Origin of the sequence: Halobacteriovorax sp. XZX-3 (assembly GCF_043196495.1) — a bacterium.
Classification (GTDB): domain Bacteria; phylum Bdellovibrionota; class Bacteriovoracia; order Bacteriovoracales; family Bacteriovoracaceae; genus Halobacteriovorax_A.
In genome coordinates this window covers 977,510-1,003,869 of sequence record NZ_JBEBMO010000001.1, presented here as the reverse complement: position 1 = coordinate 1,003,869, position 26,360 = coordinate 977,510, and the positions used below count along the sequence as shown (strand labels likewise).

At 36.7% G+C, this 26,360-nt stretch carries 27 protein-coding genes and 1 riboswitch; of the genes, 18 read left to right on the top strand and 9 right to left on the bottom strand.

Annotated features, from left to right (window positions below):
• Positions 1 to 59: 59 nt before the first annotated feature.
• The 4 genes from ABMA70_RS04655 to ABMA70_RS04640 all read left to right on the top strand — a co-directional run bounded on the left by ABMA70_RS04655 (position 60) and on the right by ABMA70_RS04640 (position 3,469).
• Positions 60 to 965 (top strand): MerR family transcriptional regulator, encoded by a 906-nt coding sequence (locus tag ABMA70_RS04655; RefSeq protein ID WP_103216689.1) that lies wholly within the window; start codon positions 60 to 62, stop codon positions 963 to 965.
• 69 nt (positions 966 to 1,034) lie between these two features.
• Positions 1,035 to 1,376: a hypothetical protein gene (locus tag ABMA70_RS04650; RefSeq protein ID WP_103216690.1), complete on the top strand. Its 342-nt coding sequence runs from the start codon at positions 1,035 to 1,037 to the stop codon at positions 1,374 to 1,376.
• 89 nt (positions 1,377 to 1,465) lie between these two features.
• On the top strand, positions 1,466 to 2,968 hold the full coding sequence (locus tag ABMA70_RS04645) for a hypothetical protein (RefSeq protein ID WP_392991286.1): 1,503 nt from the start codon (positions 1,466 to 1,468) through the stop codon (positions 2,966 to 2,968).
• Positions 2,969 to 3,067: 99 nt separating this feature from the next.
• On the top strand, positions 3,068 to 3,469 hold the full coding sequence (locus ABMA70_RS04640; protein WP_103216692.1) for a hypothetical protein: 402 nt from the start codon (positions 3,068 to 3,070) through the stop codon (positions 3,467 to 3,469).
• Between the two features lie 30 nt (positions 3,470 to 3,499).
• On the opposite strand, the gene ABMA70_RS04635 is transcribed toward ABMA70_RS04640, so the two are convergent.
• Positions 3,500 to 4,132, bottom strand: coding sequence for a hypothetical protein (locus ABMA70_RS04635; RefSeq protein ID WP_392991288.1), 633 nt, complete (start codon positions 4,130 to 4,132; stop codon positions 3,500 to 3,502).
• A gap of 85 nt (positions 4,133 to 4,217) precedes the next feature.
• A riboswitch (cobalamin riboswitch) is annotated at positions 4,218 to 4,322 on the top strand.
• A gap of 17 nt (positions 4,323 to 4,339) precedes the next feature.
• Here ABMA70_RS04635 and ABMA70_RS04630 point away from each other — a divergent pair.
• The 5 genes from ABMA70_RS04630 to ABMA70_RS04610 all read left to right on the top strand — a co-directional run bounded on the left by ABMA70_RS04630 (position 4,340) and on the right by ABMA70_RS04610 (position 9,150).
• On the top strand, positions 4,340 to 4,735 hold the full coding sequence (locus ABMA70_RS04630) for an acyl-CoA thioesterase (RefSeq protein ID WP_392856563.1): 396 nt from the start codon (positions 4,340 to 4,342) through the stop codon (positions 4,733 to 4,735).
• Positions 4,736 to 4,779: 44 nt separating this feature from the next.
• Complete coding sequence (locus tag ABMA70_RS04625) at positions 4,780 to 5,346, top strand: pentapeptide repeat-containing protein (protein ID WP_392991290.1); 567 nt, start codon at positions 4,780 to 4,782, stop codon at positions 5,344 to 5,346.
• A gap of 25 nt (positions 5,347 to 5,371) precedes the next feature.
• A complete protein-coding gene (locus ABMA70_RS04620; RefSeq protein WP_392991292.1) occupies positions 5,372 to 6,862 on the top strand; it encodes a hypothetical protein in 1,491 nt (496 codons plus the stop codon).
• Positions 6,863 to 7,025: 163 nt separating this feature from the next.
• A complete protein-coding gene (locus tag ABMA70_RS04615) occupies positions 7,026 to 8,348 on the top strand; it encodes a sensor histidine kinase (protein WP_392991294.1) in 1,323 nt (440 codons plus the stop codon).
• A 55-nt stretch (positions 8,349 to 8,403) separates the two neighbouring features.
• Positions 8,404 to 9,150: a Bax inhibitor-1/YccA family protein gene (locus tag ABMA70_RS04610; RefSeq protein ID WP_103216698.1), complete on the top strand. Its 747-nt coding sequence runs from the start codon at positions 8,404 to 8,406 to the stop codon at positions 9,148 to 9,150.
• Here the strand turns inward: ABMA70_RS04610 and ABMA70_RS04605 are convergent.
• Positions 9,147 to 9,815, bottom strand: a complete 669-nt coding sequence (locus tag ABMA70_RS04605) for a hypothetical protein (RefSeq protein WP_392991296.1) — start codon at positions 9,813 to 9,815, stop codon at positions 9,147 to 9,149. The two genes, ABMA70_RS04610 and ABMA70_RS04605, sit on opposite strands and share 4 nt — an antisense overlap.
• Positions 9,816 to 10,064: 249 nt before the next feature.
• Between ABMA70_RS04605 and ABMA70_RS04600 the strand changes: the two genes are divergently transcribed.
• The 3 genes from ABMA70_RS04600 to ABMA70_RS04590 all read left to right on the top strand — a co-directional run bounded on the left by ABMA70_RS04600 (position 10,065) and on the right by ABMA70_RS04590 (position 14,077).
• Positions 10,065 to 13,091, top strand: a complete 3,027-nt coding sequence (locus ABMA70_RS04600) for a hypothetical protein (protein WP_392991298.1) — start codon at positions 10,065 to 10,067, stop codon at positions 13,089 to 13,091.
• The gene (locus tag ABMA70_RS04595; protein WP_146037758.1) at positions 13,081 to 13,560 is read left to right on the top strand and encodes a hypothetical protein; all 480 of its coding nucleotides are present in this window, start codon (positions 13,081 to 13,083) and stop codon (positions 13,558 to 13,560) included. The genes ABMA70_RS04600 and ABMA70_RS04595 overlap by 11 nt, the downstream gene beginning before the upstream one ends.
• Before the next feature lie 73 nt (positions 13,561 to 13,633).
• Entirely contained in the window at positions 13,634 to 14,077 is a 444-nt protein-coding gene (locus ABMA70_RS04590) for a hypothetical protein (RefSeq protein ID WP_392991300.1), read from the top strand.
• Here the strand turns inward: ABMA70_RS04590 and ABMA70_RS04585 are convergent.
• Positions 14,074 to 14,292, bottom strand: coding sequence for a DUF3820 family protein (locus tag ABMA70_RS04585; protein WP_103216703.1), 219 nt, complete (start codon positions 14,290 to 14,292; stop codon positions 14,074 to 14,076). The two genes, ABMA70_RS04590 and ABMA70_RS04585, sit on opposite strands and share 4 nt — an antisense overlap.
• A 60-nt stretch (positions 14,293 to 14,352) precedes the next feature.
• Here ABMA70_RS04585 and ABMA70_RS04580 point away from each other — a divergent pair, with 60 nt between their 5' ends.
• Complete coding sequence (locus ABMA70_RS04580) at positions 14,353 to 15,480, top strand: DEAD/DEAH box helicase (RefSeq protein ID WP_392991302.1); 1,128 nt, start codon at positions 14,353 to 14,355, stop codon at positions 15,478 to 15,480.
• Positions 15,481 to 15,508: 28 nt separating this feature from the next.
• Here ABMA70_RS04580 and ABMA70_RS04575 read toward each other — a convergent pair whose 3' ends face one another.
• Entirely contained in the window at positions 15,509 to 15,838 is a 330-nt protein-coding gene (locus tag ABMA70_RS04575; protein ID WP_103216705.1) for an SWIB/MDM2 domain-containing protein, read from the bottom strand.
• A 69-nt stretch (positions 15,839 to 15,907) separates the two neighbouring features.
• Positions 15,908 to 17,566 carry a SulP family inorganic anion transporter gene (locus ABMA70_RS04570; protein ID WP_103216706.1) on the bottom strand — a complete coding sequence of 553 codons (1,659 nt, stop codon included), beginning with the start codon at positions 17,564 to 17,566 and terminating at the stop codon, positions 15,908 to 15,910.
• A 211-nt stretch (positions 17,567 to 17,777) separates the two neighbouring features.
• Between ABMA70_RS04570 and ABMA70_RS04565 the strand changes: the two genes are divergently transcribed.
• Positions 17,778 to 18,758, top strand: coding sequence for an alcohol dehydrogenase catalytic domain-containing protein (locus ABMA70_RS04565; RefSeq protein ID WP_392991305.1), 981 nt, complete (start codon positions 17,778 to 17,780; stop codon positions 18,756 to 18,758).
• 112 nt (positions 18,759 to 18,870) lie between these two features.
• Positions 18,871 to 19,293: a cytidine deaminase gene (gene cdd, locus ABMA70_RS04560; RefSeq protein WP_103216946.1), complete on the top strand. Its 423-nt coding sequence runs from the start codon at positions 18,871 to 18,873 to the stop codon at positions 19,291 to 19,293.
• A 2-nt stretch (positions 19,294 to 19,295) separates the two neighbouring features.
• Here the strand turns inward: cdd and purB are convergent, their stop codons facing one another.
• The 4 genes from purB to ABMA70_RS04540 all read right to left on the bottom strand — a co-directional run bounded on the left by purB (position 19,296) and on the right by ABMA70_RS04540 (position 23,134).
• On the bottom strand, positions 19,296 to 20,582 hold the full coding sequence (gene purB / locus ABMA70_RS04555) for an adenylosuccinate lyase (protein ID WP_392991307.1): 1,287 nt from the start codon (positions 20,580 to 20,582) through the stop codon (positions 19,296 to 19,298).
• Between the two features lie 15 nt (positions 20,583 to 20,597).
• Positions 20,598 to 21,242 (bottom strand): hypothetical protein, encoded by a 645-nt coding sequence (locus ABMA70_RS04550; protein ID WP_392991309.1) that lies wholly within the window; start codon positions 21,240 to 21,242, stop codon positions 20,598 to 20,600.
• Positions 21,242 to 22,684, bottom strand: a complete 1,443-nt coding sequence (locus ABMA70_RS04545) for a TolC family protein (protein ID WP_392991311.1) — start codon at positions 22,682 to 22,684, stop codon at positions 21,242 to 21,244. The genes ABMA70_RS04550 and ABMA70_RS04545 overlap by 1 nt, the downstream gene beginning before the upstream one ends.
• Before the next feature lie 90 nt (positions 22,685 to 22,774).
• Complete coding sequence (locus ABMA70_RS04540; protein ID WP_103216711.1) at positions 22,775 to 23,134, bottom strand: hypothetical protein; 360 nt, start codon at positions 23,132 to 23,134, stop codon at positions 22,775 to 22,777.
• A gap of 70 nt (positions 23,135 to 23,204) precedes the next feature.
• Between ABMA70_RS04540 and ABMA70_RS04535 the strand changes: the two genes are divergently transcribed.
• From ABMA70_RS04535 to kdsA, 3 genes are read left to right on the top strand one after another with little or no spacing between them, the layout of a single operon-like run.
• Entirely contained in the window at positions 23,205 to 23,969 is a 765-nt protein-coding gene (locus ABMA70_RS04535; protein WP_103216712.1) for a 3-deoxy-manno-octulosonate cytidylyltransferase, read from the top strand.
• Positions 23,959 to 25,563 (top strand): CTP synthase, encoded by a 1,605-nt coding sequence (locus ABMA70_RS04530; protein ID WP_103216713.1) that lies wholly within the window; start codon positions 23,959 to 23,961, stop codon positions 25,561 to 25,563. The genes ABMA70_RS04535 and ABMA70_RS04530 overlap by 11 nt, the downstream gene beginning before the upstream one ends.
• Entirely contained in the window at positions 25,553 to 26,359 is an 807-nt protein-coding gene (gene kdsA, locus ABMA70_RS04525; RefSeq protein ID WP_392991313.1) for a 3-deoxy-8-phosphooctulonate synthase, read from the top strand. Before ABMA70_RS04530 ends, kdsA begins: the two co-directional genes overlap by 11 nt.
• The last annotated feature ends 1 nt before the right edge of the window (position 26,360 follow it).

The window sequence follows — 26,360 nt, the reverse complement described above, 5'->3', positions numbered from 1 at the left end:
GTATATATAATATAATATACAACAGTTAAACACCTAATTGTAAGATATTGAGGTTAAAAATGAAGCAAAATGTAGCAATTCGAATAATATCAGGTATTTGTAATGTTCAGCCTCACACAATTCGCATGTGGGAGAAGAGATACAATGCTTTTAGCCCAATTCGCGATGAGGGCGGTCAACGTTTGTATGGCCCAGAAGACTTGGCCCGCGCCAAGATGATTGCTTCACTCATTAAGTCTGGGCAAACCATCTCCAAAGTAGCGAGGCTGTCTTTAGACGAGCTTAAAGAACTTAGTATTGCTATTAGTGAATCAAGTCTCTCTGAAGAAGATAAGGTTGCTCAATCAATTGATAAGCTCTTTTCAGCATTAGCTATATACGAAATTGAAAGTGTGAGAAATGAAATAGAGTTTCTAAGGTTAAGTCTTAGTGCCCAAGACTTTATCTTCTCAGTAGTTCTACCAGTTATGCAAAAAATTGGAAGACTTGTCTTTGAAGGAAGTTACAGTGTTACTCAAGAACATATTATTTCGACGATTATACGCGATCAAATGAGCCAGATACGTCTTCCTAATAATGATCTAAATGGACGTTATGTTCTTGCAACTCCGGAAGGAAATTTGCATGAGCTTTCAATTATGATTGCAGATATTCTATGTCGAACAAGAAGGGTTGGAACTTACTATCTAGGTGCCGCAAATCCAGCAGAGTGTCTTGCTGAAGCAATCAATGCCCTAAACTGCAAGGGGCTCATCCTAGGTGCTGTTTCATCTGATAGCTGGGATTACTTTAAGAGTATTATTCCATATCTTCAAAAAATTGACGACAGACTTGAGCGTCAGATTGAAGTCGTTATTGGTGGAGGCTATCCAATAGAGCTTCCTGAATTCAAAAATATTCAGCTTGTCGAGATTATTGGTGATTTCGAGACTTTTGATAATACTTTCCTCGCAAAAGTGGCCTAATTAACGCAATATGTTTTGTCATATTATTGTTTGATAGGTAAAACTTCCTCACTTTTATAAGGGGGAATTATGAAAAACGCACTTATGATGCTAGTGGCGCTATTTATTAGCACACAAGTATTCGCAATTAATGGATCAAATGAATGTCTAAGATTTGAAAATGATGCTGTTAAGGTTGAAGCAATTCAATTCACTGCTGATCTTTTAAATTACGATTCTGTAGAAGCTTTTTGTACAGCTGATCGTCTATGGGATTTAGAGGTTAGTCATGCACCTAATTTCTGGCCAGTAGGTGAGGAAGAGGATCACCATGTTAAGTTAATGCTACACTATGAATACCATAGCTGTACTATCTACTATAACCAAACTCAAAAGAAGTTAAGTCGTCAGCGTTGTTACAATACTTGGTAATCTAGACTATATATTTTCATATATTTAAGGCCCACGATTGTGGGCCTTTTTTGTCATTTTTTTCATGATTCTTCCGATAAATAAATATCATGATGAAATCGCATTCTAAAATACTTTCAATTATAATCTTGGCCTTCTTTAGTCTTCTGGCCAAGGCCGAAGAAAAACAAGTCTTTGAGTTTGATGATAATAAAGATGGAAAGATTGATAATATTTTTCGCTACCAAAGTCAGCGACTTGTTGAGCATCTGAATGATCGTAATTACGATGGAAAATTTGATTATCAGATGAAAGTTGTTGGAAATCTAACGACGATTGAATCTGATAATAACTTCGATTTAAAATTTGATCGAATTGAAATCATTGAGAAACTCGAGAAAGAATCGATTTATAAACTTTACCGTATTGAAAACGATAAGCGTCTTTTGGTTATTGAAAAAAGAATTCAAAATATTCAGCATAGCGAAGCGATAAATACGTGCTCATATGAGAGCTTTTTAAAATCCATCAACTCGCTTGATGATTTGATTTCTGATTTTGATCCAATTCTACAAAAGCTTAATAATGGCTTTTATGAATTTACACCCGGAGTACAAATACATAAGAGCTGTCTAGAAAACTTTGGTGATGATAATTTTGAAACTCTTATGAGAAACTCTCTTGATAAAGGAATGAGTTGTCTGTCAGAGCTTGGAACAAATAATAAAGAGACTGGAGCAAAAGCTGAGATCGCCAATATTATCAATCTCTTAAATATTCAATTAAGTGGTAAAGTAAAGCCGACATCAGTTATATGTCATCAAAATGATTATTCTTGGCAAGGAACAATTGCTAACGCATCTGTTGGTAACAACAAATTGAAAAACTTAGGGGTGGATGGCCCATATGTCTCACTTAATCCAAAAATGAAGTCAGGGTTTTTAAACTCAATTAAAAATGGTCCACCTAGAGATGAGCTTGAAGGAATTGTATTTCATGAGCTTCTACATAATTTAGGATATCGACATGGCCATGGAATTGATGTGAGTTATGGTTGTGAAGTTTGTTGTTTCTCTGATAAGAAATCTGCAAAAGTAGCGGCCTGTAATATCTGTCTTGGGGGTTATGATCCAAAAAATGAGATTGATCCAAACTATTTAAGAGATATGGCAACGCTATCAAGTGAAACAGGATTAGTAAGTGCAGAACTCTTTATTTATAAGAATATTAGTCGAATTCCTGTGAATCAAAAAAATATTGATTCTATTTTTCTTGGACTGGCCACACGTGGTGCTGGTGTAATGCAAGAGTTTATGAAGCAAATGAAAGATCGAGGTCTTAAAGTGTCTCAAGATAGTGGCCGAATTAAGAAGCTAGTTAAAGAAGCGAATAATTATCGACCAGTTAATAACTTCATTGCTGAAGTGAATAAAGCATACGCTACAGCTATAATTACTGCTTATGTTGATAAAAAAGCCTTCTCAGCAAAGTTTAAGCTCTCTAAGAAGATAAAATCGCAAGATTTAAGAGATATTGCAGATCGAAATGAAAGGGATTCAGATGCCTCGGCCAAGCTTGCTAGAGGAATCGAGATGATCGAAGAGCTCTTTTAATCTATCTAATTATTGTATCATGTAAATATTATTAATCGGATTTACATACACTTCTGCTCAGCCTATATTCCCGAAAAATCATTATTTGGGAGATTACTCATGAAAAAAATTATAATTCTAGCATTTTTTGCATCGTCTGTTTTTGCAAACACTCTAACTAAGCAAGAAGAAAGTAAAGTTGTTACTGAGATTGATAATATCTGTGGTGATACTTGGTGTGAAGGTGATTTTAATTTTAGATTTGATACTCTTAAGTGTAATGCAGAAACTAACTCTTGTGTTTTAGACTTTGTTATTCTTGATGAAGTTTGGGGAAATGATGATTCTTACACAGCAACAGAATATGCAGCAACATGTGAAATCAAGGGATATACAAAGTACGATCAAATGATTGAAGTATCTCGTAATGGTTGGCCAAGACTTAATCAAGATTTTTACTTTGCAGTTACTGATTGTGTGACTGAACAAGAAGAAGTTGTTTACGATAAATTAGGATACTAAAAAATAAAAGGCCTCTTTAAGAGGCCTTTTTTATTTCTTTAACTTGTAAGGTAAGCCAGTTTCTGGATTTTTTAGAACACCTTTAGTAAAAGCGCTCGGTATTTTCTTACCATTTGATAAAATCGTTACATTTACCTGATTGGCCTTTGGTAGAGAATCGTATACGAACGAGATCTCATTACCTTCAAATAGCTTAATATTCTTATCATCACTTGGCTCAAATACTGTGTCATATTCTTTATAAGCATACATTTCATCTAAGAAGCTAAACTCAATTGGACGGCCATATTGATTTGCCCAACCAAGCGCATACTTTGCACTTTGAACCAGAATTTTAATTCCACTTGTACACTCTTTGCCGTACTTAAAAAATCCAGTCATATCTAAGCTTTGAGCTTGCTTTAGTGAAAAAGTATAGCGAGTTAACCCACTTGATTGATTAGACTTCTTTTCAACTAGAGCAGTTGATTTATGTTTTGTTTCAAATTTCGCGCTATCTCCCCAAACTGGAATTTCATAGCGGCACCATTGCTCAAGAGTAACTTTAAAATTTAGCTCATTAGTAGGTGCATATAGATCAAAGCTAAATGGCCTTGCTGTAGTTTGAACTGCGGCAGCATTGAAGCTAATAAATAAGGCCGCAATTGATAGTAATTTCTTCATAATATGTGTCCTTAATTAATAATTGTTGATTCTCAATACCACGGCCACATTAATTAGCCAGCTTAATTGTAATTCTTATTGCCTTTAAGTTTATCGAGATTTAGGATAGTTAGCGCTAGGAGGTGAAGTTGGTGTAATTCCAACACTGTCCCGCAACGGTAAAGTCCGATCCCAAGCTAGCAAAATTTTAATCCCGAGGAGGAATCTATGAATGAAGCGCAATTAAGCGAAGCTATTGCACGCGCGAAAACTACGGTAGTTAGGGCCGTCTTCCCTAATAGTACAAATCACTACGATACATTATTTGGTGGTAACACGCTTAAGTGGATGGATGAGGTAGCCTTTATCACTGCAACTCGATTTGGCCGCAAGAAATTTGTAACTGTCTCAAGTGACCGAGTTGACTTCAATATGCCTATTCCAGGTGGGCATTTTGCCGAGCTTGTAGGAGAGATTACGAAGGTTGGCAATAGCAGTCTTGTTGTTGAAGTAAGACTAATGCTTGAAGGTATGTACGAAGAGGGACAAGTTGAAGCAGTAAAGGGGAGTTTCACTCTTGTTGCTATTAATGATGATCGCAAACCTGTACCTATTTTCTCATAAAATTTAAAATAGCCTCGTTAATAAATTTAGTTTAAAATGCTCTCATGCCATATTTTGAAGATGAAGTTTTTGATACTGATAATATTAGCGAGGTTAGTGAGTTCAAGGGTAGTGAATTTATCTGCTGTGAGTTCAACGGCCTTGATATAAGTGAGATAGATGTATCTGGGGCCAAGTTCATCGAATGTTCTTTCAAAGGTTCAAACTTAAGTAACTTGAAGTTGCTAGGTGCCACATTTCGTGATGTTACATTCAATGATTCTAAATGTATTGGTTTAAACTTCGCAGACTGTAATACTCTTTTCGAACTTAAGTTTAAAAATTGTATTCTAGATTATGCATCTTTTCAGGACTGTACAATTCATGGGGCGCAATTTACTTGCTCATCTCTTAGAGAGACAGACTTTTCTCAAGGGACATTTGAGGGGAGTGATTTCTCTGAAAGCGATCTTCAGGGAACTAATTTCTCAAGGGCCAATTTAAAAGGCTCTAAATTTCTTAATGCACGAAATTTTTATATCGATATTGCAAATACAAATTTAAAAAACTGTAAGTTTTCAATGCCTGAAGTCCTCAACCTTTTGAGTCCTTTTGGTATTGAAATCGAATAATATTTTTTTAAGCTAGGAAGGCAAAATGAAAAATCAAGGCAAGTTCTCAAGTCGAGTTAAGGATAAAATCCGCTCTCAGATCAACAGTGCAACTTCTCCAAAGCACCTCTATTCTCAAAAGGATTTCATGTATGAGAGAAAGGGGCCATGGCCTCAACCTTCTCCTGTACACCCTTGGGGAGAGTCTCCTGCGGTTATTCATGTACCACTTAGAGAAACTCTTGATTGGTGGATGTTTATTGGCTCTCGTTATGTGGCCACTCTAGCTCTCTCTCCATACTACTTTATAAAGGGTCTAATCTTTCCTGGCCTTAAAGAAGTAACAAATAAAGAATTCGAAGATCTTCTAAACTATTCCATGATGAGTAAATTTCTAACAGATAAATTGGATGATGAAGATTGGAAGTGTTTTAGTGAATATAATAAAGACGAAAAGAACTGGTTTGTCGTTGACCTTGATGCAGTTCGTGTTGTTAAGCCTTTAGAAGGTATTCATGTGAGCGCTACAAAAACACTTCTTTACAAAGAAGGGAAACGTTTCAAAGTTCAAGCAATTTACGTTCAAAAGACAGAGACAGTATTTGATATTTCCAATCCTTGTGATGCTTGGGAGTTGGCGAAATACTTTGTTCTTCAAGGTGGTGCTCTATGTGCAACCCTTGTTGTTCATCCTCTTTTACATTTTCCTTTTGATTCAATTAACGCCATCTCAAAAACATCTCTTCCAAAAGATCATATTCTTTTTAGATTATTATCTCCACACTTCAGATTTACTCTTCCTCTAGAGAATGCAGTCTTGAATTATAAGAGTTCACTTCTACAAGAAAAGTGGTGGATGACTTATGCTCCTTACCCAGGAGGACCTGAAGGTTTAAGAGATTTACTAGTTGAAGGATATAAAGGTATTAAAGGTAATCTTTCATACCCGCCATTTTCTTATTCACTAAAATCGCCAAGTGTAGAGGGTAAGTATGGCATTTACTTAAAACGCTACTACGAAGTATTTTATAATTTCGTAAGAGATATTTTAGCTGATGTGAGTACCGATGACTTTTGGATTAGTAAGTGGGCCGATTACTGTAATCAGCATGTAAATGAATTTCCTTCGAGTAAAGAAATTTTCGAAGATGATAAATTAGTTCGAGCGGTCACGACTTATCTTTTTACCGTTACTGTTGCACACGCTACGGATCACTATAATTACGGAATCCTTGATAAAAGAAAAGTTCCACTGCGACTAAGACAAGCAGCACCGACAAAAGATACAAAGATGATCAAGAGATCAAAGCTGGTCAATGCTATCGATCAGATGAAATACTCAATGGCCGATAATCTATTCTTTTCACCGACTACTGTGACAAAGCTAATTAATGCTCGCTATAAGTTTAAAGATCCAAGGCAAAGAAAAATTGCTGAAAACTTCAAGAAGGAGCTTAAAAATTTGGATAAATCTTTAAAAATAGAGGGGATAGAGTACATGCCATTAAAGAAAATATCAGCAAGTATTCAATTCTAACTTGCCATAGATCGTTGGCAATATTTTTTGTTGCACAGCTTTTTTAAGGAAAATTACAAATAGCACTGAGCGCTTAAATTTATCTTTATTTTTAAGCGCTTATCTACTATTAATATCTTAATTATCTAAACAAAACTTGTGTTCGTGGTATTAATAAATGGTTATGAATCCAGTAAACCCTATTAATAAGATCATTAGATTCTTGGCCCTTAGGGAGCCTGATCTATCTGTAAGAGATCTTTCACAATTGAGCCTGTATATTTATACAGTTTTCTTAACTGCGCCCTTGATGTGGGGGCATTTGGTTATTTCATACTTCTTTTGTGACAACCCTCTTCTTTATCAAATTGGAATCGGAACATGTTTAATACATTTTTTTAGTCCCGTTTTTTATTACTTTTTTGGTTCTTTATCACTAGCTCTTAATATTACAATTTTAGCAGGCTTTATTCATGAGTTCTCTTGGTCGATTTTAACGGGAGGATTTTTTAGTGTTTCTCCTATCTGGTTTGCAGTTTTACCTATGATTGCAGGTTTGATTGGAACCAGGAGAGATTTACTCTTATGGTTTATTTTATCTATTCTGGCCGCAACTTATTTATTCATCTTGCACCTAAATGGTGTTGTTTTACATAGTTACTTGAATGAAACAGGAGAAGTTTTAGGTCAAGTTCTGATCATGATTGGCTTTATTCTTTTGAACTCTCTTTTTATGTTTGTTTACATGATTGATCGAGATCGCTTCTACCAAGCGATTGTTGAAAAAAAGGAACAGATTGATACTCTCTTAACATTAGTAGGACATGATATCAGTAACCCTCTTACTGTTGTTAATCTCTCTGCTAAAAGGCTTAGTAAGTTATTGGCCACTAATGATGATGCCGATATTCAAAAGTGCTTAACTCGTATTAATTCATGTACTTCGGGAATAAGCAATATTTTAACTCAGATTCGTGATCTACAATCAATTAAGCAAGGTAAGGTTGAGTTAAAATTTGAGAAAGTATATCTGAATCATATCATTGAATATCTCTATCGAGTTTTTGAATCAAAATTACATGATAAGAATATCACCTTAAAGTATGATTATAATGCAAACCAGAATGTTTACTTCATGGGGAATTCCACAGCATTAAAATATCAAATTTTTGGAAATCTATTATCAAATGCGATTAAATTTTCAGAAACAGGCCAAGAAATTGAAATATCCGTTACTGAAAGAAATGATGGAGTTCAAGTTAATCTAATTGATAAGGGTGTAGGAATTGAGGAAGAGTTATTAGAAGTATTATTTGAAAATAATGCGATTCCTTCTAAAATTGGAACAAGTGGAGAAAAAGGAACAGGATTTGGAATGTCCATAGTTAAGACCTTTGTAGAACTTAGTCATGGCAGTATTTCTGTGCACTCAAAAACAAAAGCAGTATCACCTGACAATCACGGTACACAATTCTCTCTGTTATTTAAAAAGACTCTGTTTTCTTAGACCAAACCTCTGTGCTTTTGATATAATAAATTAAAATTATAACAAAAGAGGAATTATGAGGTCGACAAACCCGACACTAAGAAATGACGTCTTTAAGGCGGGAACTTTATCAGATGAAAGAATGTCTTTTTCTGGAGTATTTAATAAAGGGATGATTCTCTTTGCTCTAATGCTTATGACATTTATTTATACATGGAATGTAACTCTAGGTACTCTGGAGAATTCAATGCAACCACAAATGGGTATGTATCCGTTGATTGGTGGTATTGGCGGTTTTATTTTCGCTCTTATTACGATCTTTAAACCAAAGTTGGCCATGTTTACAGCTCCTGTTTATGCTCTATGTGAAGGCCTTCTTCTTGGGTCAATTTCTGCAATCTATGAATTTCAATTTCAAGGGATTGTCTTTAATGCTGTAACGATTACTTTTTCTGCCTTCATTACTTTATTCTTTCTTTATCGTTGGGGCCTTGTAAGAGCAACAGGGATGTTTAGAAAGGTAATCATGACGGCGATGTTTGCAATCATGGGTGTTTATCTCGTAAGTTTCATTATGTCTTTCTTTGGAACAACGATCCCAATGATTCACGGAAATGGCCCAGTGGGAATTGGATTTAGCCTTATTGTAGTAGGTGTTGCTGCATTTAGTTTAATTCTAGATTTCGACTTTATTGAAAAAAGTGTTGATCAGGGAGCACCAAAATATCTTGAGTGGTATGCGGGCTTCTCTTTAATGGTTACTCTTGTGTGGCTATATATTGAAGTATTAAGACTTCTTTCAAAATTAAATCGACGCGATTAATTTTTTATATTCATGGACCAACTTGCTCCAAAGAGTATTTGGTCCATGACTAACTTGTTGGCCGTTAGCTCACTTCCCGTTTCTCCATTTCTTTGCTCAAGCATTAGTCGGTATTCATCAAATAGATTTCTATTCTCAGGTAATTGCTTTGCCATCTCTTCTAAAACATAAGCTGCTTGTGCAAATTCTTTTGCTACTTCAGTTTTCGATTCTCCTGCGATCTTATAGCTAGGATAGACTTTATTAAGATGATTTTTGAAATCAGTGAGAAGCTTTGTCGTATATTTATTCTCTGTTGGAATAGTGTGATTTGCCCAGCTCTTTACTTCTTTTATATTTGTTTGATGAGCATAGAACTCAAGTGTGCGATCGTAGTCGTATCCCCATTTTGATTTTTTTACAATAACACCCTGGCAAACAACTTTTAAAGCATCATCAGAAATATTTGAGACACTTACCTTTGAAATACCAGTGATCTTTTCAATGGATTCACTTTCCATATCGCGACAATCATACTGACAACTAAAAATGACTTCCTTTGGATAGGGAGCCGAAAAATCATTTTGGATATACTTCTTCGTAGCATAGTCCGCAAGACAAAATCCGGGACTTGGGATGGCCGCTAAGATATTTAGTGAAAGTATTCCAATGACTGCGGCCTTCATTACTTACCAGTCATTCCTTGGTAGAGCGCAAACCAGATGTAAATACTTAGAACAAGTAAGACTAGTTTAAAACTGATACGCCAGTAATTTAGTGGTTTTTTATTTTTCATGGGCGCGATTATATGTATCTCATTAGACTTAGGCAAGCTTGTAAGTTATTGGAATTATTTTTAAAATAGTCTTTTGATCAAGTATGGGCGTTGAATTTCCGAAAAGTGAATGAATAATTAATCTTTATTAAGGACGTTCATGAAGTTTATTAAGAACCCTTCTTTTATCTTAATCTTTTCACTTCTATTAGGTGTTTTTCCTCAGGTCTATTTTGTAAAAAATAATCTACCTGAAATTGATTGGCGAACACCCGCTTCAACACAAAGTAGCGCTTATGAGATTTGGGGAGAGATGATGGAAGCATCTGTTGGCTATAATGCTAAAGCAATAGGTGTCAAAGGCTCTGGCCGACGCTCTATTACATGGGGGGCGGAGAAAGAAGGCTCCTCTTCGTATGTAACTAGAATTCTAGGTCCAGATGTTAGAGCATTTATGGATATTCTTCCAACTGAAGAGTCGAAGCGTCGCAAATTTTTAAAAGAATTCTTCACAAAATGGATGAACAATACCCCGGGTCAATCAAGTCGTGTATGGGTAGATGAAAACGGAACTCGCTACGATCCTGCACAAGAGCTCTTCGATGAAAAAGGGCGAAGTAAGGCCATGGATATTTCCTTTCTGAATGGTTTTAATCCAGAAGAAGCGTCTTTGGATGAACTTGAGGAAATGTGGAATGAGTGGGGAAGTAAAACAAATAACAGTCCATTTAGTTATCTTTCGCCTCTAACGAGAAGGCAATTCTTTAAAGGTGAGTTTCCACATATCGAAACAGAATTGAAACCTTACTACCGTATGGTTCCAAATATCGGTATTTTTCAAAAATATATAGATGATATCGAGCCAACTTCGGTTGGTTGGGAAATTCTATTTAAACCTCAAAAATCATATGGTGAATTTCAAGAGATGATTGCGTGGTTTAAAAAGACAATGGGAAGAAATGGAGAGTTGTTTCAGGCCCCTGGACATCAACGTATGGTCGTTCCAGTTGGGAAAAAATTTAATCGTCAAAAAGCTGCAGAACTTACTAAAGTCGCTCAGGCCCTTATTGTTCTTGAGGGAATTGCCGGGCGCTCAGGAATCGAAACGGCAGACTATAAAGAAATTCTTGATGATTGGGAAATATCAAATGGAATTATCGATGGAGAAGAAACCAATAGAGGACCTTTAAGAGTTGATTATGAAGGTCGTTTTGTAAATGATTCGATTTCAATTGAATTTCGCTCTGGAACAAAGAATGCAAGAGTCGCACGTTTTATTCAAGCCTCACTTGCTTCACGTTTTTCTCGTAATGACTTTTCTGGAATTGAAAAGATTCGCTCTTGGACTCTCATTGATGAAGAGACGATACATTATGCAGAAGCTTCCGATTTAAAGCATCGCTTTGGTCTAACTATGGAGCAAGCGAAGAGGGCCGCCGATAAACTTAATCAAGCATCCCTTGAAGGCTATAATGTCGTCCTTTGGAATTGGTATAATGAATGTCCGATTCTTGGGAAAACTAAGAAGACGATTCTTAAAAATTTAACAAGGGATTATCTCATTGATGTTGGAAGCTTAAGACATACTAATCGAGAGAACTTGAAAAAGGCCATCATCTCTTTACAAAGAGAATGGGTTGCTTCTTCAAATATCACAGAAGACATCAGAAAGTACATGATGCCGCAGAGAAGTTTTTCTGACACAGAAAACTTTCATAAATTCAAACCAGGTACGAATATGCCAATAGACGTAAATAAAGTTGATCTTGGTATTGAGTATTCTGCAAAATTTCCCCTTAAGTATCAGGGTGATTTTGCTATGATTGAAAATGAAGATGGCGGTTATAATCGCCAAAGGCTTATGGACGGTAAAATGTCATGGCTTCAAACTCGTGTGGATATGTCACCTGATGAAAAAGAAGCATACCTTGAAAAACTTGCAACTGATCTTCGTGATCGTTTAGGTGGAGAAGGGGAAGTTGAAAGACTGTATGAAGATGGGCATGGCCACGGTCTTGATATTGCTTTTAAAATCCGTGACTCTAAAGATCGATCATGGAGAGTTGAGTGGGATGGTATTGGCCGAAATTATACTCCAGCAGGTGATGTCATTATTGACTCGGTTCGAGCTGGATCTATTGAAGTTGTCACACCTAAATTTGAACCAAATATGGATGAGATGCAGGCGGTATTTGATACTTTTCAAAAGAATAATGCACTTCCATATATTAAGGCCGGTGGTGGTCACTTAAATATTGATTTAACAGTCTTTGATGGTAAGCCACATGAGTTTGCTCGCTTTCTTGCAGTCTTCAATGAGTATCGTTCTGTGATTGCATTTATGTTTCAAGATTTAAATCGAGTTAAGAGTGCGGAGCCAGTTGCTATCTCAGATGAGTTTGCACAAAAACTTGCTAATTGGAATGGGACAGAAACTGAACTAAAAAAAGCACTTTATAATGAAGGCTATTTTAATAAACGTGTTGGACGTAAGGCCCGTTACACTCACTTAGATGTTTCGGCATATTTCCAAGATGTTATCCCTGAAAAATTTATTAGTGATGATTTCGATATATCTAATCCAAAAGTTCCATGGCGTCCTGCTTTTAGAGTTAATCCGAAAATCAGAAAGGCCGAGGTTCGTTTAATGAATGCTCCTCGTGATGCTTATGAGAGTGCTCTACAAATGAAGTTATTCAGGGCCATCTTAAATAAGGCCTTAAATACAACAGATGAGATTTCAGGGGAGTTACAAAATGTAAGTCATGAAGAATATCTTAAGAATCCAGCAAGGCTTATTGAAGATCTTAAGAGAATGACAGATGACTTAGGACTTGAAATGCGAGAATATCGTCCAATTATTGGTGAAGGTCTTGCAAATGTAGAGCAGTACACAAATATGAGGTTTTATCGTCCACTTAAAGATCAGCTTGTGAATAATCCTGTTTTTGATGGTTGGGAAAAAGCTGTTAGGCCAAGAGGGAAGAACTCTGCAATAGCTTCGGAAGGAAAGGCGTATACTGGGCCGATTTATCCCGAAGCTTTAGAGTTTCAAGAGCTTCGCGTGGAATCGGCTAAACAAGGTGAGATTAATCGTGCGACACTTGATCCTAACTTCTATGGTGGAAAGCAGTTTTCACGTAAGACAAATTGTGTGGAGGCAATTAGAAAATTAATTGCAAATTAAAATGAAGCTTAAGCAAATTTATACGACATTAATCTTAGAAGATGCAAAGCATGTAAGGGAAATGTTAGAGAGCGCTGGTATCAAAGTACATTCTTCTAGTGGCCACTTGAATCAGCATATTTACTTAAACTCTGCAGCTGCCCAAGAGTATTTGATTTCTGTTGAAGAATTATATTATATCGATGCTAAGTATATCTTAGAGAAAAACGGCATCGAAGTTTTAAACCTTGAAGAAAGTAAGTCACAAAAAGAAGTGGATTATATGCACGACTCATTAAGACTTGCTATCTTTGGTATGATATTTGTTCCTGTCGTTCTGAATCTTTTATCTCTTTATAAATTCGGATTAGGAATTAAGCACAAAGAAAAATTAAAATTCTTTCGTATCACACAAATAATTATTCTCAATGTCATCGGTCTCGCATTTTGGAGTACCATGCTTTATAATAAATATTACTTATCACAGTAGTTTGTAATTGTTATTTTATTTATCTTAATAGGAAGGCCATTATCTCTTCATCAAAAGGAATCGAGGAGGAGAAATGAAGGTCCTATTTGTCTTATTATTTTCATTTATGACATTTGCTAATCAAAAAGTTTTATCAAAGCGTACTGTTACACTACCAGTTGATATTAGTACGGCCAAACTTAAGTGGACGAGCCTTGGTTATGGTGAAACTTTCTTTGTTAAAGTTATTGTTCCGGAGCTTGCTGGTGAGACGATTATGAATCACCGTAACGTAGGTGAAGATGGACCATGTATGTTCACGTACGATACACAACACCTTGAAGATGTTATTGGCAACAACCCTGGCGTCGAAGATATTGATTTTGAAATAACTCTGACAAAGTTCTTTTCTAAAGATGCGCAAGGTCAATGTCGTGTGTCTCTTCAAGAAAATATTAACGCAAATATTCGTGGATTTAAGTTTACACACACTCTAAGTCATCAAATGCCAAATAGAGTTGGTGAGGATTGTTTCTAACGAAGGTCTTTGAATAGAAATTCAAGTCCATTTAATTTGATCTCGGCAAGCTCTTCTAGGAGTCTGCCGAGCTCTCCTTGTGGGAAGCCCTTTTGCGAAAACCACACGAGGTACTCATCAGGAAGATCAATAAGAAGTCGGCCCCTGTACTTTCCAAATGGCATCGTGGTCTGGACGAATTTTAAGAGATGTTCTTTATTAAATGCAACTTCCATATCCTTAGTATAATGGAATACACATTGACTGGCCCCTATAAACTCTGCTAAAAATGACGAATGGCAGAATTTACGCAATTGGGGCTATCCCAAACTATTGAAGAAGCTCTTTTAAAGAAGGGCTATACAAAACCAACTCAGATTCAAGCTGAAGGAATCCCAGCTGTATTAGAAGGCAAAGATCTTCTTGCGATCTCTCAGACTGGAAGTGGGAAGACTGCCGCATTTTCGACGCCTATTCTTGATTTAATCTCAAAGAGTAAGTCAAAACTTAAACCATTTCATATTAGATCACTTATTATTGCACCAACTCGCGAACTAGCGATGCAGGTCGAAGAAAGTTTTAAGGAGTATGGTAAGGGCCTAGCTCTTTCAACTCTTGCTGTTTATGGTGGAAGTGCAAAAAAGTTACAAGTTCAAAAGCTTGCGAAGGGGATTCAGATCCTCGTTGCAACTCCAGGACGCTTAGTTGATCTTATAAGAGATGAAAAAATCTTTTTAGATGAAGTAACGCACTTAGTTCTTGATGAAGCAGATCGTATGTTAGATATGGGCTTTAAGGATGATCTTGAATTTGTATTAAAGAGACTTCCTGGAAGTAAGCAGTGCCTTTTCTTTTCTGCTACGATGGCCAAAGAAGTAGAAGCTATTGCAAATAAACTTTTACAGAATCCTCATAAAATTGAAATTGCACCTGTTAAAGCAAGGCATGAGGGGATTCGTCAGATGGCCTATCTCGTCGAAGAAGAAAGAAAAGCTGACTTCCTATTAAAGTTTTTAAAAGATCGCCAAGTAAAAAGTATCATTGTCTTTGTAAAAACAAAGTCAGATGCCAATAAGCTTGAGAGGCATTTAAAAGCAAATCAAATAAAAGCATGTGCCATTCATGGTGATCGAGACCAGCGCCAGAGAATCTATAACTTAAAAGAATTTCAAAAAGGTAATATGCATGTTCTTGTTGCTACAGATATTGCGGCAAGAGGGCTTGATATCGATGGCGTAGGATATGTATTAAACTTTAGTCTTCCACAACAAGTTGAAAATTACACTCACAGAATAGGGCGCACTGGACGTGGGGGAAGAAGAGGTATTGCTATCTCTTATATCTCACCAAGTGAAGAAAAATATTTTAAAAGAATTCAAAAAGAACTTGGACTTGATATCCATATAAAAGGGCCTACTAAGTAGGCCCTTTTTTTATGCAATTTTATGAAAATTATTTTTCGATATTTGCACCAACAACAGCTGCCATTTGCATCATGTTGATCGTTTCACCTTCCTTCATATTACGAAGGTCAGTTACTTTACCAGACTTTGAAGTCGAGTGTGTGTGCTTAAAGATTGAAAGAAGAGTTGCATCAGCTACGATGAACTTACCTGCGTTCTCTGGCTTTCCATTTTCAGTCTTAGTTTGAAGACCTTTTTCTTTAATATAATCCCACAGTCTTTTAGTGATTTCAGTTCTTGGCAGTTCTGTCTCACCAAGCATTGCTGCTAAGTCTGATTTTAGTTTTACTGGTTTTTTTAATCCTTTTTCTTCACTCATAATTTAATCCTTTAATTAGTGTCTCTAATAATTGTTTAGGAAAAGACTTTCTTTGTACAGAAAAATCAATTACCCATCAAGTCTATCATCTGCGATATGAGTATTTAAATCCTCAATAACAGATAATTCAACTATATTTGATGCCTTATCCAATAGAATAAGACAGTCTTTACTTAAATTAAGAAGGTGTAGCTTCTTACCTTGCTGTGCGTAGCGCTCAGTAATATTCTGTAGGGCCTCAATACCAGAGTGATCCCAAACACGTGAGTTGTCAAAATCAATATACACATGCTCTTTGTCATCTTTAAAATCAAAAAGATCTTTAAATGATGTTACTGAACCAAAAAATAGTGGGCCATCTAATTCATAGATTGTCTTGTCGTCTTCATCTCTTTTCTTTGCATGCATTGTCTTTCCGTGCTCCCAAGCAAATACAAGAGCAGAAACAATAATACCAACTAGTACTGCAACAGCTAGGTCCGCTAAGATTGTCACGACAGAAACAAGAATAATAACTAAGAAGTCTGAAAGTGGAACTTTCTTAAATAGACGTAAGCTTGACCATTCAAATGTTCCAATAACAACCATAAACATTACACCAACAAGTGCTCCAAGGGGAATCATCTCAATCAAAGGTGCACCAAAAAGTACAAATCCTAGTAGTAAGATTGCCGCCGTGATACCTGAGAAGCGACCTCGACCTCCACCACGGATATTAATCATTGATTGACCGATCATGGCACAACCACCCATTCCACCAAAGAATCCGTTTACTAAGTTGGCAAGACCTTGACCAACTGATTCACGGTTACCTTGACCTCTAGTATCTGTAAGTTCATCAACTAATTGTAGTGTCATTAGTGATTCAATTAGACCAACTGCTGCTGCAAGGAATGCATATGGAAGAATTAGCTTTAGATTATCCATTGTTAATTCAACGTATGGAATTTTAAATGTTGGAAGACCTGCTGCAATTGTTGTGATTGTCTTATCTTGGTCTTGAACAAAATCAAGTACAGTTCTAACAAGGCCTGGATTTGCTTCATTTAAGAAGTAGCCAATAACAGTAGACGCGACGATACCAACGAGTGTTGCCGGTACGGCCTTTGTTAGTTTTGGTAGGAAAACACTGATCCCCATTGTTAAAGCGATCAATCCACACATTACCAGAAGTTGAGTTGAAGCAAGAAGTTCTCCACCAACCGTAAATTGAGAAAATTGAGCACGAAAGATAATGATAGCAAGACCATTAACAAATCCAAGCATTACTGGATGAGGAACGAGACGAATAAATTTTCCAAGTTTTAGTAATCCAAAAATAATTTGGATTAGTCCCATTATAATTACGGCCGCAAAAAGATAGCTTAATGCATTTTCCATTGCCGCATCAAAAGTCATTCCACTATCTTTGCTCATTTCCATTACTTTATAAACAAGGGGAGCAAAAATAACTGCAACGGCACCTGTCGCACCAGAAATCATTCCTGGACGTCCGCCAAAAATTGCTGTGATAAGTCCCATCATAAAGGCCGCATAAAGACCAACCTTTGGATGAACACCTGCTACGAAAGCAAATGCGATGGCCTCAGGAACAAGTGCTAAAGCAACTGTTAGTCCTGAAAGAAAATCATTTTTTAAGTTCTCTGGTTTCTTGATTGTTAAATCGATAAAACGATTTTTAAGCGAAGCACTCACATCTTCACTATGCTTGATTTTATCAGCTGACATGTCTCTCTTCCTATTTAAGTGTAAGGCTAAATACTATAGTATTTGACGCAACATTTAAAGGTTTTGTTCATTAAATCAAATTATCTTTTCGTTAAAATCACAATAAAAATTATTATTCACGGCGAATTGACCAATTCTCCACAAACTTTACGCTACAAAATTCCATAATAGGCATGTGGTTATCACACAACTACTACATGGAGACTTATTTATGAAAACTTTTATTGTGAACGAAATCAATCCAATGAGCTTCTCTCAAATAGAGGTGGACCGTCCAAAAGCAAAGGGACGAGATCTCCTTATTGAGGTTAAGTCTGTCTCACTTGGCTCATATGATAATGAAATGAGACCAACACATATGGGAAAGACATTGGGCTTTGATGCTTCAGGTATTGTGGCAGAAGTTGGTGAAGGCGTTCAAGATTTTAAAGTTGGTGATGAAGTTTATTACACTAGTGATATGAAAAGAAGTGGTACTAATTCAGAATTTCAAATTGTGGATGAGAGACTTGTTTCACATAAGCCAAGTAATCTAAACTTTGCACAAGCGGCAACGCTTCCTTTAGCATCAATTATGGCCTTTGATAGTCTATTTGATAAATTACAAGTTGATCCCGAACGTAGTCGTGGGCAAACAATTTTAATTATCGATGGAGGCAATAGTATTGGTGCCATGGCCACGCAACTGGCCAGCAAAATAACGAATTTAACAATTATTACGACTGCTGATGATATGGAAACGAAGGAGTTTTCAAAGAAGATGGGAGCAGACTTGACCATTAATAGCTCCCTTCCAATTGCTACACAATTAAAGCGAATGGGAATTGATAAAGTTGACTATATTCTTTGTGCTAGCTCTCCGAATCAATACATTCGTAGGCTAAGGGCAATAGTAAGTAAGAAAACTCGTATGGTATCTCTTTTTTCGACTCGAGATGAATTTTTACCTAACGATTTTGTGAGCGCTTTACCAGAAGTTGAGCAAGAGTTTGTTTTAGTTTCTTCAAGCGGAATAGTTGATCATGAAGAATACGGAAATTACTTAAGAGAAGTGACTCATTTAGTTGAAGCTGGGGCGCTTAAGCCTCTTGTTGCAATGGACTTAGGTGAGATCTCTACTGAAACACTAGAGAAAGGACATGGGCTGATTAATCAACGAGATGTTCTTGGAAATATAAGTTTAAGTTTTTAAGCCTCATCAAAACTCCTCCAGGTTTTGTCCGGCCTCTACTCTTCAATTTTATTAAAAGGAGGCCGGTTTTTTTCAAATAGACTTCGATGTGATTTCATTTATAATGATCTCTATGGAAAATAAAATTGATGTATCAGACAAAGTTAAGCAGGCATATGACATTGCAATTAAAGCGCGCTCAAATGCACATGCCCCGTATTCAAAATTTCAAGTAGGTTCGGCCTTAAAACTAAACGGTATTGATGATCCAATCCCTGGTTGTAATGTTGAAAATGCTAGCTACGGTGGAACAATTTGTGCGGAAAGGGGAAGTGTTCTATCAAGTGTTGCACAATTTGGTAAGAAGGATTTCGAATTTATCGTAGTTGTGACAGACCAAGAAGAGCCAGCAGTTCCTTGTGCTTTTTGCCTTCAAGTCATGTCTGAATTTGTAAAGGCAGACTTTCCTGTTTATCTAGGAAATCTAAAAGGAATTACGAAAAAAGTTCTATTTAAAGAACTTCTTCCGCATCCATTTACTGAATTTACTGTTTAGTTTTAGCTTCGAGAAAAAACACTTTTTGTATGGGCACTATAGATTTCGAGATCATTGAGATCTTTTAGTTGCCCAATAAGCTTCTTGTCGTCACTATCTGGAAGATCGTTTTCTAAAATCGTAAAAAAAGACTGGCGATCACTTGCTTCAAATGAAGCCTTTTGAACCACGCGGTATAGGTCTTCTCTTGTATTATTAGAAACTTCAATTAATTTATGTAAAACGAAGCTAGAAAGGTGTTTAAAGTTTTGAGTAACTTTAGATTTCATTGCTTCTTTATCAATGACGAGATCTTCTACAGTGCTATTCATACGCTCAATTGAATAGAGTAGGATTCCAAACATATCAGGTAGAAAGAACCTTTCAGCACTTGAGTGGCTGATATCTCTTTCATGCCAAAGCAGGCAGTTATCCATTGCTACTTGGTTATATGTTCTAAGCATTCTTGCCATTCCTGTAAGGTTCTCACTTGAGATAGGATTTTTCTTGTGTGGCATTGTCGATGAACCTTTTTGACCTTTTTTAAAGCCTTCAAAAACTTCTGCAACATCAGAGTGTTGAAGATGGCGAATCTCGACACATAGTCTTTCTAAGGCGCAGCCAAATAGTGAGATAATTGTCGTTAGCTTTGCAATGCGATCGCGAGGAATGACTTGTGTTGAAACAGGTTCAACTTTTAGTCCAAGAAAGTTTAAAACTTCAGCTTCAATTGCCGGAGTTAAAATAGTGTAATTTCCAACTGCACCTGAGATTTGGCCTGTCAGTTCGTTGTCATAAAAATCTTTGAGATCACTGTAGCGTCTTTTGAACTCACAAAGATGTCCTCTCAGTTTTTGGCCAAAACTCATTGGCTCTGCAAAGATACCGTGAGAGCGTCCAATGCAGATTGTTTCCATATGCTCATTTGATTTTTCATCGAGTGTTTTAATAAGCATTTCAAAAGCTGGTAGAATACGATTAAGTGTTTCTTTTATTTGAAGTGTTAGAGCTGTATCAATGATGTCGGATGAAGTGACTCCAAAGTGAAAATACTTTCCTTCATTAGTCTCTAGTTGCTCAGTAATTGAAGTACAAAAGGCAATAACATCATGTCTTGTTTCACGTTCGATCTCCTTGATTCGCTCAGGATTAACAGTCACAAGATTTAACTTATTTGAAAATGCTTCTTTTATAATTCCGGCATTCTCAAGGGCCTTTGTCAGTGCAATTTCGACTTCAAGAAATTTTTCAAATTTAAATTGCTCGCTCCAAATTTCACTAATCTCTTTCTTTTCGTATCTTTCAATCATAAGTCTTCCAGTTAATTAAAATATAAATCCAACTCCAAGCTGAGCACTTACCCAACTCGCTGATGCTTCAGTCGTAATTGTTTCATCCGAGCTTTCTAATGCCATTAGGTTATAAATAAATCGTGCAGAGAAGTGTAGGCCACTACTTACTCGATAAATTAGGCCATAGCTAGCATTAAAGCCAAACCCTGATAATTCAGTACCGAAAGCCTCTGAGTCACTTATATTATAAGTAAGATGTGCCTGAATTTCATCGTAAATAGACTTAATATTGATGAAGTCGTTGATTAGGATTGAGCGTCTACTTAGCCCTGCTCCGACTGAGTAAACACTTAGGCTTGCATCAAGGTTATCAAATTGTGTTACACTCGCAACATCAAGTGTATTAAGAGCGCCGTAGAGGTTTAGTGAATACCTTTCGCTGTAAAATGTAATTGTACCACTGATTGTATTTGTCGAAGCAAATTCACTTAAGTTTGTAATTCCACCATAATTAAATTCAAGTGAGAAATTATCATCTTTGATATTATAGCGTGAAAGTTCATAGCCATAATCTTCATCAGTGATATTGATATCTTCAAAACTTGTTAAGTCTTGTGCAAAACTAGTTGAGGCTAGTGTTAATAAAAGTAGAGTAGAGATAAAACTTAATTTTTTCATTATTGTCCTCCTCCCTTAATAATGGCCTTATCAAAGGCTTGGTCAGGAAGATTTTCTAGACCTACAATTTGGGCCAGTTCAACTCTCTTGGCCAGGTATTGAAATTTAATAATCGACTCTCTCGTTAGTGAGTCAAAGTAGTCCTGCATCGCTAATTGGTACTCAAGATAGCGTGTCTTACGATTTGTATATTGATAAAGAGCTGTCTCCATTCTCTTTTTTAACGAGTCATTACGGGATTTAATAATATTTAGATGCTCAACTGCAGAGTTTAAAAAGTTGAAGATATTAACAATGGCCTCTTCAACCTTTCTTCTTGTAAGACTTAAATCATACATGGCCTTTTCTTTTTCTAGTCTTGCATTTGCAAGTTTTCTACGATTAAAAAGTCCACCGTCCCCAAAGATTGTCCAACTTGCGTTTAAGCTGGCCACAAGATCAATATTTGAATTACCAACTGATGTCGTGTAGTAGTCATTTGTTACAGAGCTGCCGTCAAAAATTTGAGAGTAAGTTCCAAAATTTACTGTAATTTTTGGAAGAGGAAGATTGTCTCTTACTGCAATTTCATACTCGCGGTTTTTAATATTTCTTTCGACTTTCTTATCAAGAATAAATGGTGAAACTTTTCTGGCTGTAGCGATGGCATTGTCTCTGCTATAAGTCGACTTTTCGTATTGATAATCGTCTTTGATGAAATAAAGTGTTCCTGGAGGATCATTTAAACGTTTGGCCATATCTTCTGAAGCGATATTTTCATTTGTCTTAGCGTCAGTATAGGCTTCTTGAGCTCTTAAGTACTCAGAACGAGATTGGTAGTACTCGTGTTTTGTAATTTTCTTTTGTAATACTTTTTCTCGGTTCATACGGTAAACAAGAGTAGCGCGTTGAAGGTATTGGCGAGCAATGATCTTCAAGTCTTTAGCGTGAATCAGTCTTACATATTCACGAACAAGTTCCTGTTTAAACTCACGAAGTGTTTCTTTGTCGCGGTCAATTTGACGCTCAAGTGATTCTTTTTCATTCTTATAATTAAGGTAGTCCTTACCCCAATTGAAAAGCGTATATTCTCCAAGCTCCAGTCCAACACTTCCACTCGCTGTACGAGGTAGGCGAGTTAGGTCATTACTTCCACTCTTAAGTGTTCCAATTCGCTGTGGGTTTAGTTGCAAGTTAATTTTTGGATTAGGCGTCCAGAACTCTTCTTTTGTATCCTTTAATCTATTTTTTAGAATCTCAATATTTTTGCGACGGATAACATTGTCTTGGTAGCTTCTCATTCCTTGCTCGATTACTGTTCCAATATCGAGTGGACGATAAGCATTTTCATCAACTTTATCTTCACTGGCCTCTTGGATAAAGATTTCAGGAGATTGTTCTAATGCATAAGAAAAGCTTGATAGAAATAGGTAGGCGCAAACAAAGCCTATTGTTTTAGTCATAAGTGAAGTCCCTCTCATTTAGCTAATTGCTAATTTTGTGCGTCTGCTAAAATTATGACTTGCGTGATATGAGATGGCAACACTTGCTCGCTAGAGAGTCAATCCTGGACATCCACGGCGAACAATTTGTTCTTCGAGCTTAATAACTTTCAAGTTCGTAATCTTTAATTCTTGGATGACGCGGTATTGATTGTCTCTTAGCTTTGAGGAAATCGACTTTTTATTATCAGGTGTCGTCTTTAGAAGATTCTTGTTTCGATCTAAGAGAAAAAGCAGTCTTTGACGGTGTTCAACTTTTTCTTGTCTTTGGTTCATTAGTGAGTCGCAACGACGAGAAATACTTGGGTCAGTAATAATTGAATCGGAAATAGTTTGCGCATTAAGTCTATTCTCAATTGAGGCCGTATAAATAAAAACAATGGCACTGAGTGTTAAGGCGAAGTATTTCATGAGATTTATGATATCACACTTTGCAAGTATCACAGGTATTTGTTATTATTTACTGTCAAAAAGGTAAATAATGAACTTAAAAGCTTTGGTATTAATACCATCAAGATTCGCCTCGACTCGTTTCCCCGGAAAACCTCTAGCAAATATCGCCGGCAAGGCAATGGTCTCTCATGTTTATGATGGATGTGCTGGTATTGTTGAAAATTTTCCTGGTTCAAAAGTTTGTGTCGTTACGGATAATGATGAAATTGAAAAAATGTTAAATGAGTCTGGCCGCAATGTGGTTCGAGTCGATGATGATGTTCCGTCGGGAAGTGAAAGAATCTTCTTGGCCTACGATCGTTTTTTTAAAGATGAAAAGTATGACTTCGTTATCAATGTGCAAGGTGATGAGCCATTGATTAAAGCTGACTTACTAACTGAACTATTGCGAATTCATAATTCTCAAAATTTTGATGTAGCGACTGTTATAAAAGAGATGTCGATTGATAATGATCATGAGGATTACTTAAATCCAAATAAGGTGAAGGCCGTCTTTTCAAAAGAGAAAAATATTTGCCATTACTTTACAAGAAGCCCTCATCCATTCAATCGTCAAAAGACACCGGGGCTAAACTGGTATTTACATATTGGTATCTATTCATTCAAACCAGAAGTCCTTAAGAATTTCTGCTCTCTAGGTGAGTCGACTAATGAGAAGATTGAATGTTTAGAGCAATTAAGACTACTTGATAACGGCTACACAATTGGTGCCGCAATTACAGATATGACATTATGTGGAGTTGATACTCCGGAAGATATTCCATTCGTGGAGGGAGTGATAAATGGCAAATAGCCAAAAGAAGTATATTTTCATTACTGGTGGAGTTACAAGTTCTCTTGGAAAAGGCTTAGCAGCTGCTTCAATTGCATCTTTACTAGAAAGACGTGGAATTCGCATTAATATGCTTAAGATGGATCCGTATATCAATGTTGACCCAGGGACAATGAGTCCGACTCAACACGGAGAAGTTTTTGTAACGGACGATGGTGCTGAAACAGATCTAGACCTTGGACACTATGAAAGATTCACTTCTTTAACACTTTCAAAACAATCAAACTTTACGACAGGTCAAGTTTACCTAGAGGTAATTGAGAAAGAAAGAGAAGGGAAGTATCTTGGTAAGACGGTTCAAGTTGTTCCTCACATCACGGATGAAATTAAACGTCGTATTCATATTGCAGCAGAGGATGCAGATATTCTAATCGGAGAAATCGGTGGAACTATTGGAGATATTGAATCTCTTCCATATGTTGAATCAATTAGACAATTTGCTCATGACGTTGGACAAGAGAATGTTTTATTCGTTCACCTTGTTTTAATTCCTTATTTATCTGCAGCGGGAGAGTTAAAGTCCAAACCAGCTCAACACTCAGTTAAAGAGCTTCGTTCACAAGGTCTATTCCCACATATTATTATTTGTCGCAGTGATCGTGAGATTGATCAGTCGATTATGGATAAAATCTCACTATTTTGTAACGTACCAAAAGACAATGTATTCCAATCTTTAGACTTGGATTCAATTTATAAAGTACCACTTAACTTCCATTCTCAAGGGCTAGATGAAAAGATCACAAAGATCTTAGGGATTTGGTCTTCATCGCCAAAGATTGATGACCTTGAAAAGGTTGCATATAACTTCGATCATCCACTAAGAGAGGTTAAGATTGGTGTTGTTGGAAAGTATACGGAATTAGTAGAGTCGTACAAGTCTCTGGATGAGGCCTTAAGACACGGGGCACTTGCTCATCAGCTAAAGCTTGTTCCTGTATATGTTGACTCGGAAGATATTGAAAAAGAAGGAGCAGATAAGCTTCTTAAAGATGTACAAGGTATTCTTGTACCAGGTGGTTTTGGAGAGCGTGGTACGGAAGGGAAAATTTCGGCCATTCGTTTTGCTCGTGAAAATAAAGTTCCATTCTTTGGAATATGTCTAGGAATGCAGCTTGCAATTATTGAATATGCTAGAAATATTTGTGGATTAACAGATGCTACATCAGAAGAATTTAATGCTGGTGGAGATCTTTTAGTTCACTATATGGAAGGTCAAACTCGCGATGGTGCTAAAGGTGGAAGTATGCGCCTTGGTAGCTATGAGTGTGAGCTTCTTGATGGAAGTCGCGCAAGACAGATGTATGGTGAAAAACTAATTCATGAAAGACACCGCCATCGTCTAGAAGTTAACAACTTCTATGTTGAACAATTAAAAGAGTGTGGTCTTGTTATTAGTGGAAAGAATCCTGAACTTAACCTCGTTGAAACAATTGAGATTAAGGATCATCCTTTCTTCTTTGCGTGTCAGTACCACCCAGAGTTTAAATCGAGGCCATATGCGGCCCACCCAGTATTTAGTGAATTTATTAAAGAGGCAGATAAATATGGAAAATAAAAAATTTGATCTATTCATGGGGACTTGTGTAATCGAGTCTGAACAAATGTGTATGGATGTTTGTGGACGTCTTTTGGAAATGCTTGAGCCTGTAAAGGATGAAATCAACTTTTCTTATAAAGGGAGTTTTGATAAGGCAAACCGCTCATCAATCGATTCTTTCAGAGGTCCTGGACTTGAAAAAGGTCTTCAAATTCTTGAAAAAGTGAAGAAGCAATATGGTGTGCAATTAATCACAGACTTTCACACTGCTGAACAAGCCGATGCTGTTGCAAGTGTTGTTGATACAATTCAAATCCCTGCATTTCTATGTCGTCAAACAGATATGATCTTAGCAGGTGCTGAAGCTTGTAAGAAATACGACGCTCAACTTAAGATTAAAAAAGGACAATTCCTATCTCCTGAAGAGACTGGAAATATCGTTAAGAAGGCCGAAGAGTTTATTTCAAAGGATAAGATCCTCTTAACTGAGAGGGGAACATCTTTTGGTTACAATAATCTTATTGTAGATATGGCAAGTTTCCAAATCATGAAGTCTTTTGGTGTTCGTGCAATTCACGACGCTACTCATTGTGTTCAAAGACCTGGAGGTCTAGGGACTTCAACTGGTGGAAAGCGTGAGCAAATTCTAACTCTTGCTCAAGCGGCCGTGGCAGCAGGTGCAGACGGAATCTTTATGGAAGTACATCCGAATCCAAGTGAAGCTAAGTCTGATGCGGCCACAAGCCTGCCTCTAGACCAAGCGGGTGTTATTATCCAAAGACTATTAAGAATTAGAAACGCTATTATGGAATAAT

Bases quoted from the DNA above. Each gene is read 5' to 3' on its own strand.
- ABMA70_RS04620 (WP_392991292.1), top strand. From the start codon at position 5,372: ATGAAAAATCAAGGCAAGTTCTCAAGTCGAGTTAAGGATAAAATCCGC.
- ABMA70_RS04645 (WP_392991286.1), top strand. From the start codon at position 1,466: ATGATGAAATCGCATTCTAAAATACTTTCAATTATAATCTTGGCCTTC.
- ABMA70_RS04545 (WP_392991311.1), bottom strand. From the start codon at position 22,684: ATGACTAAAACAATAGGCTTTGTTTGCGCCTACCTATTTCTATCAAGC.
- ABMA70_RS04640 (WP_103216692.1), top strand. From the start codon at position 3,068: ATGAAAAAAATTATAATTCTAGCATTTTTTGCATCGTCTGTTTTTGCA.
- ABMA70_RS04570 (WP_103216706.1), bottom strand. From the start codon at position 17,566: ATGTCAGCTGATAAAATCAAGCATAGTGAAGATGTGAGTGCTTCGCTT.
- ABMA70_RS04575 (WP_103216705.1), bottom strand. From the start codon at position 15,838: ATGAGTGAAGAAAAAGGATTAAAAAAACCAGTAAAACTAAAATCAGAC.
- ABMA70_RS04655 (WP_103216689.1), top strand. From the start codon at position 60: ATGAAGCAAAATGTAGCAATTCGAATAATATCAGGTATTTGTAATGTT.
- ABMA70_RS04580 (WP_392991302.1), top strand. From the start codon at position 14,353: ATGGCAGAATTTACGCAATTGGGGCTATCCCAAACTATTGAAGAAGCT.
- ABMA70_RS04610 (WP_103216698.1), top strand. From the start codon at position 8,404: ATGAGGTCGACAAACCCGACACTAAGAAATGACGTCTTTAAGGCGGGA.
- cdd (WP_103216946.1), top strand. From the start codon at position 18,871: ATGGAAAATAAAATTGATGTATCAGACAAAGTTAAGCAGGCATATGAC.
- ABMA70_RS04605 (WP_392991296.1), bottom strand. From the start codon at position 9,815: ATGAAGGCCGCAGTCATTGGAATACTTTCACTAAATATCTTAGCGGCC.
- ABMA70_RS04565 (WP_392991305.1), top strand. From the start codon at position 17,778: ATGAAAACTTTTATTGTGAACGAAATCAATCCAATGAGCTTCTCTCAA.
- ABMA70_RS04530 (WP_103216713.1), top strand. From the start codon at position 23,959: ATGGCAAATAGCCAAAAGAAGTATATTTTCATTACTGGTGGAGTTACA.
- kdsA (WP_392991313.1), top strand. From the start codon at position 25,553: ATGGAAAATAAAAAATTTGATCTATTCATGGGGACTTGTGTAATCGAG.
- ABMA70_RS04615 (WP_392991294.1), top strand. From the start codon at position 7,026: ATGAATCCAGTAAACCCTATTAATAAGATCATTAGATTCTTGGCCCTT.
- ABMA70_RS04630 (WP_392856563.1), top strand. From the start codon at position 4,340: ATGAATGAAGCGCAATTAAGCGAAGCTATTGCACGCGCGAAAACTACG.
- ABMA70_RS04585 (WP_103216703.1), bottom strand. From the start codon at position 14,292: ATGGAAGTTGCATTTAATAAAGAACATCTCTTAAAATTCGTCCAGACC.
- ABMA70_RS04625 (WP_392991290.1), top strand. From the start codon at position 4,780: ATGCCATATTTTGAAGATGAAGTTTTTGATACTGATAATATTAGCGAG.
- ABMA70_RS04540 (WP_103216711.1), bottom strand. From the start codon at position 23,134: ATGAAATACTTCGCCTTAACACTCAGTGCCATTGTTTTTATTTATACG.
- ABMA70_RS04550 (WP_392991309.1), bottom strand. From the start codon at position 21,242: ATGAAAAAATTAAGTTTTATCTCTACTCTACTTTTATTAACACTAGCC.
- ABMA70_RS04535 (WP_103216712.1), top strand. From the start codon at position 23,205: ATGAACTTAAAAGCTTTGGTATTAATACCATCAAGATTCGCCTCGACT.
- purB (WP_392991307.1), bottom strand. From the start codon at position 20,582: ATGATTGAAAGATACGAAAAGAAAGAGATTAGTGAAATTTGGAGCGAG.
- ABMA70_RS04600 (WP_392991298.1), top strand. From the start codon at position 10,065: ATGAAGTTTATTAAGAACCCTTCTTTTATCTTAATCTTTTCACTTCTA.
- ABMA70_RS04590 (WP_392991300.1), top strand. From the start codon at position 13,634: ATGAAGGTCCTATTTGTCTTATTATTTTCATTTATGACATTTGCTAAT.
- ABMA70_RS04650 (WP_103216690.1), top strand. From the start codon at position 1,035: ATGAAAAACGCACTTATGATGCTAGTGGCGCTATTTATTAGCACACAA.
- ABMA70_RS04635 (WP_392991288.1), bottom strand. From the start codon at position 4,132: ATGAAGAAATTACTATCAATTGCGGCCTTATTTATTAGCTTCAATGCT.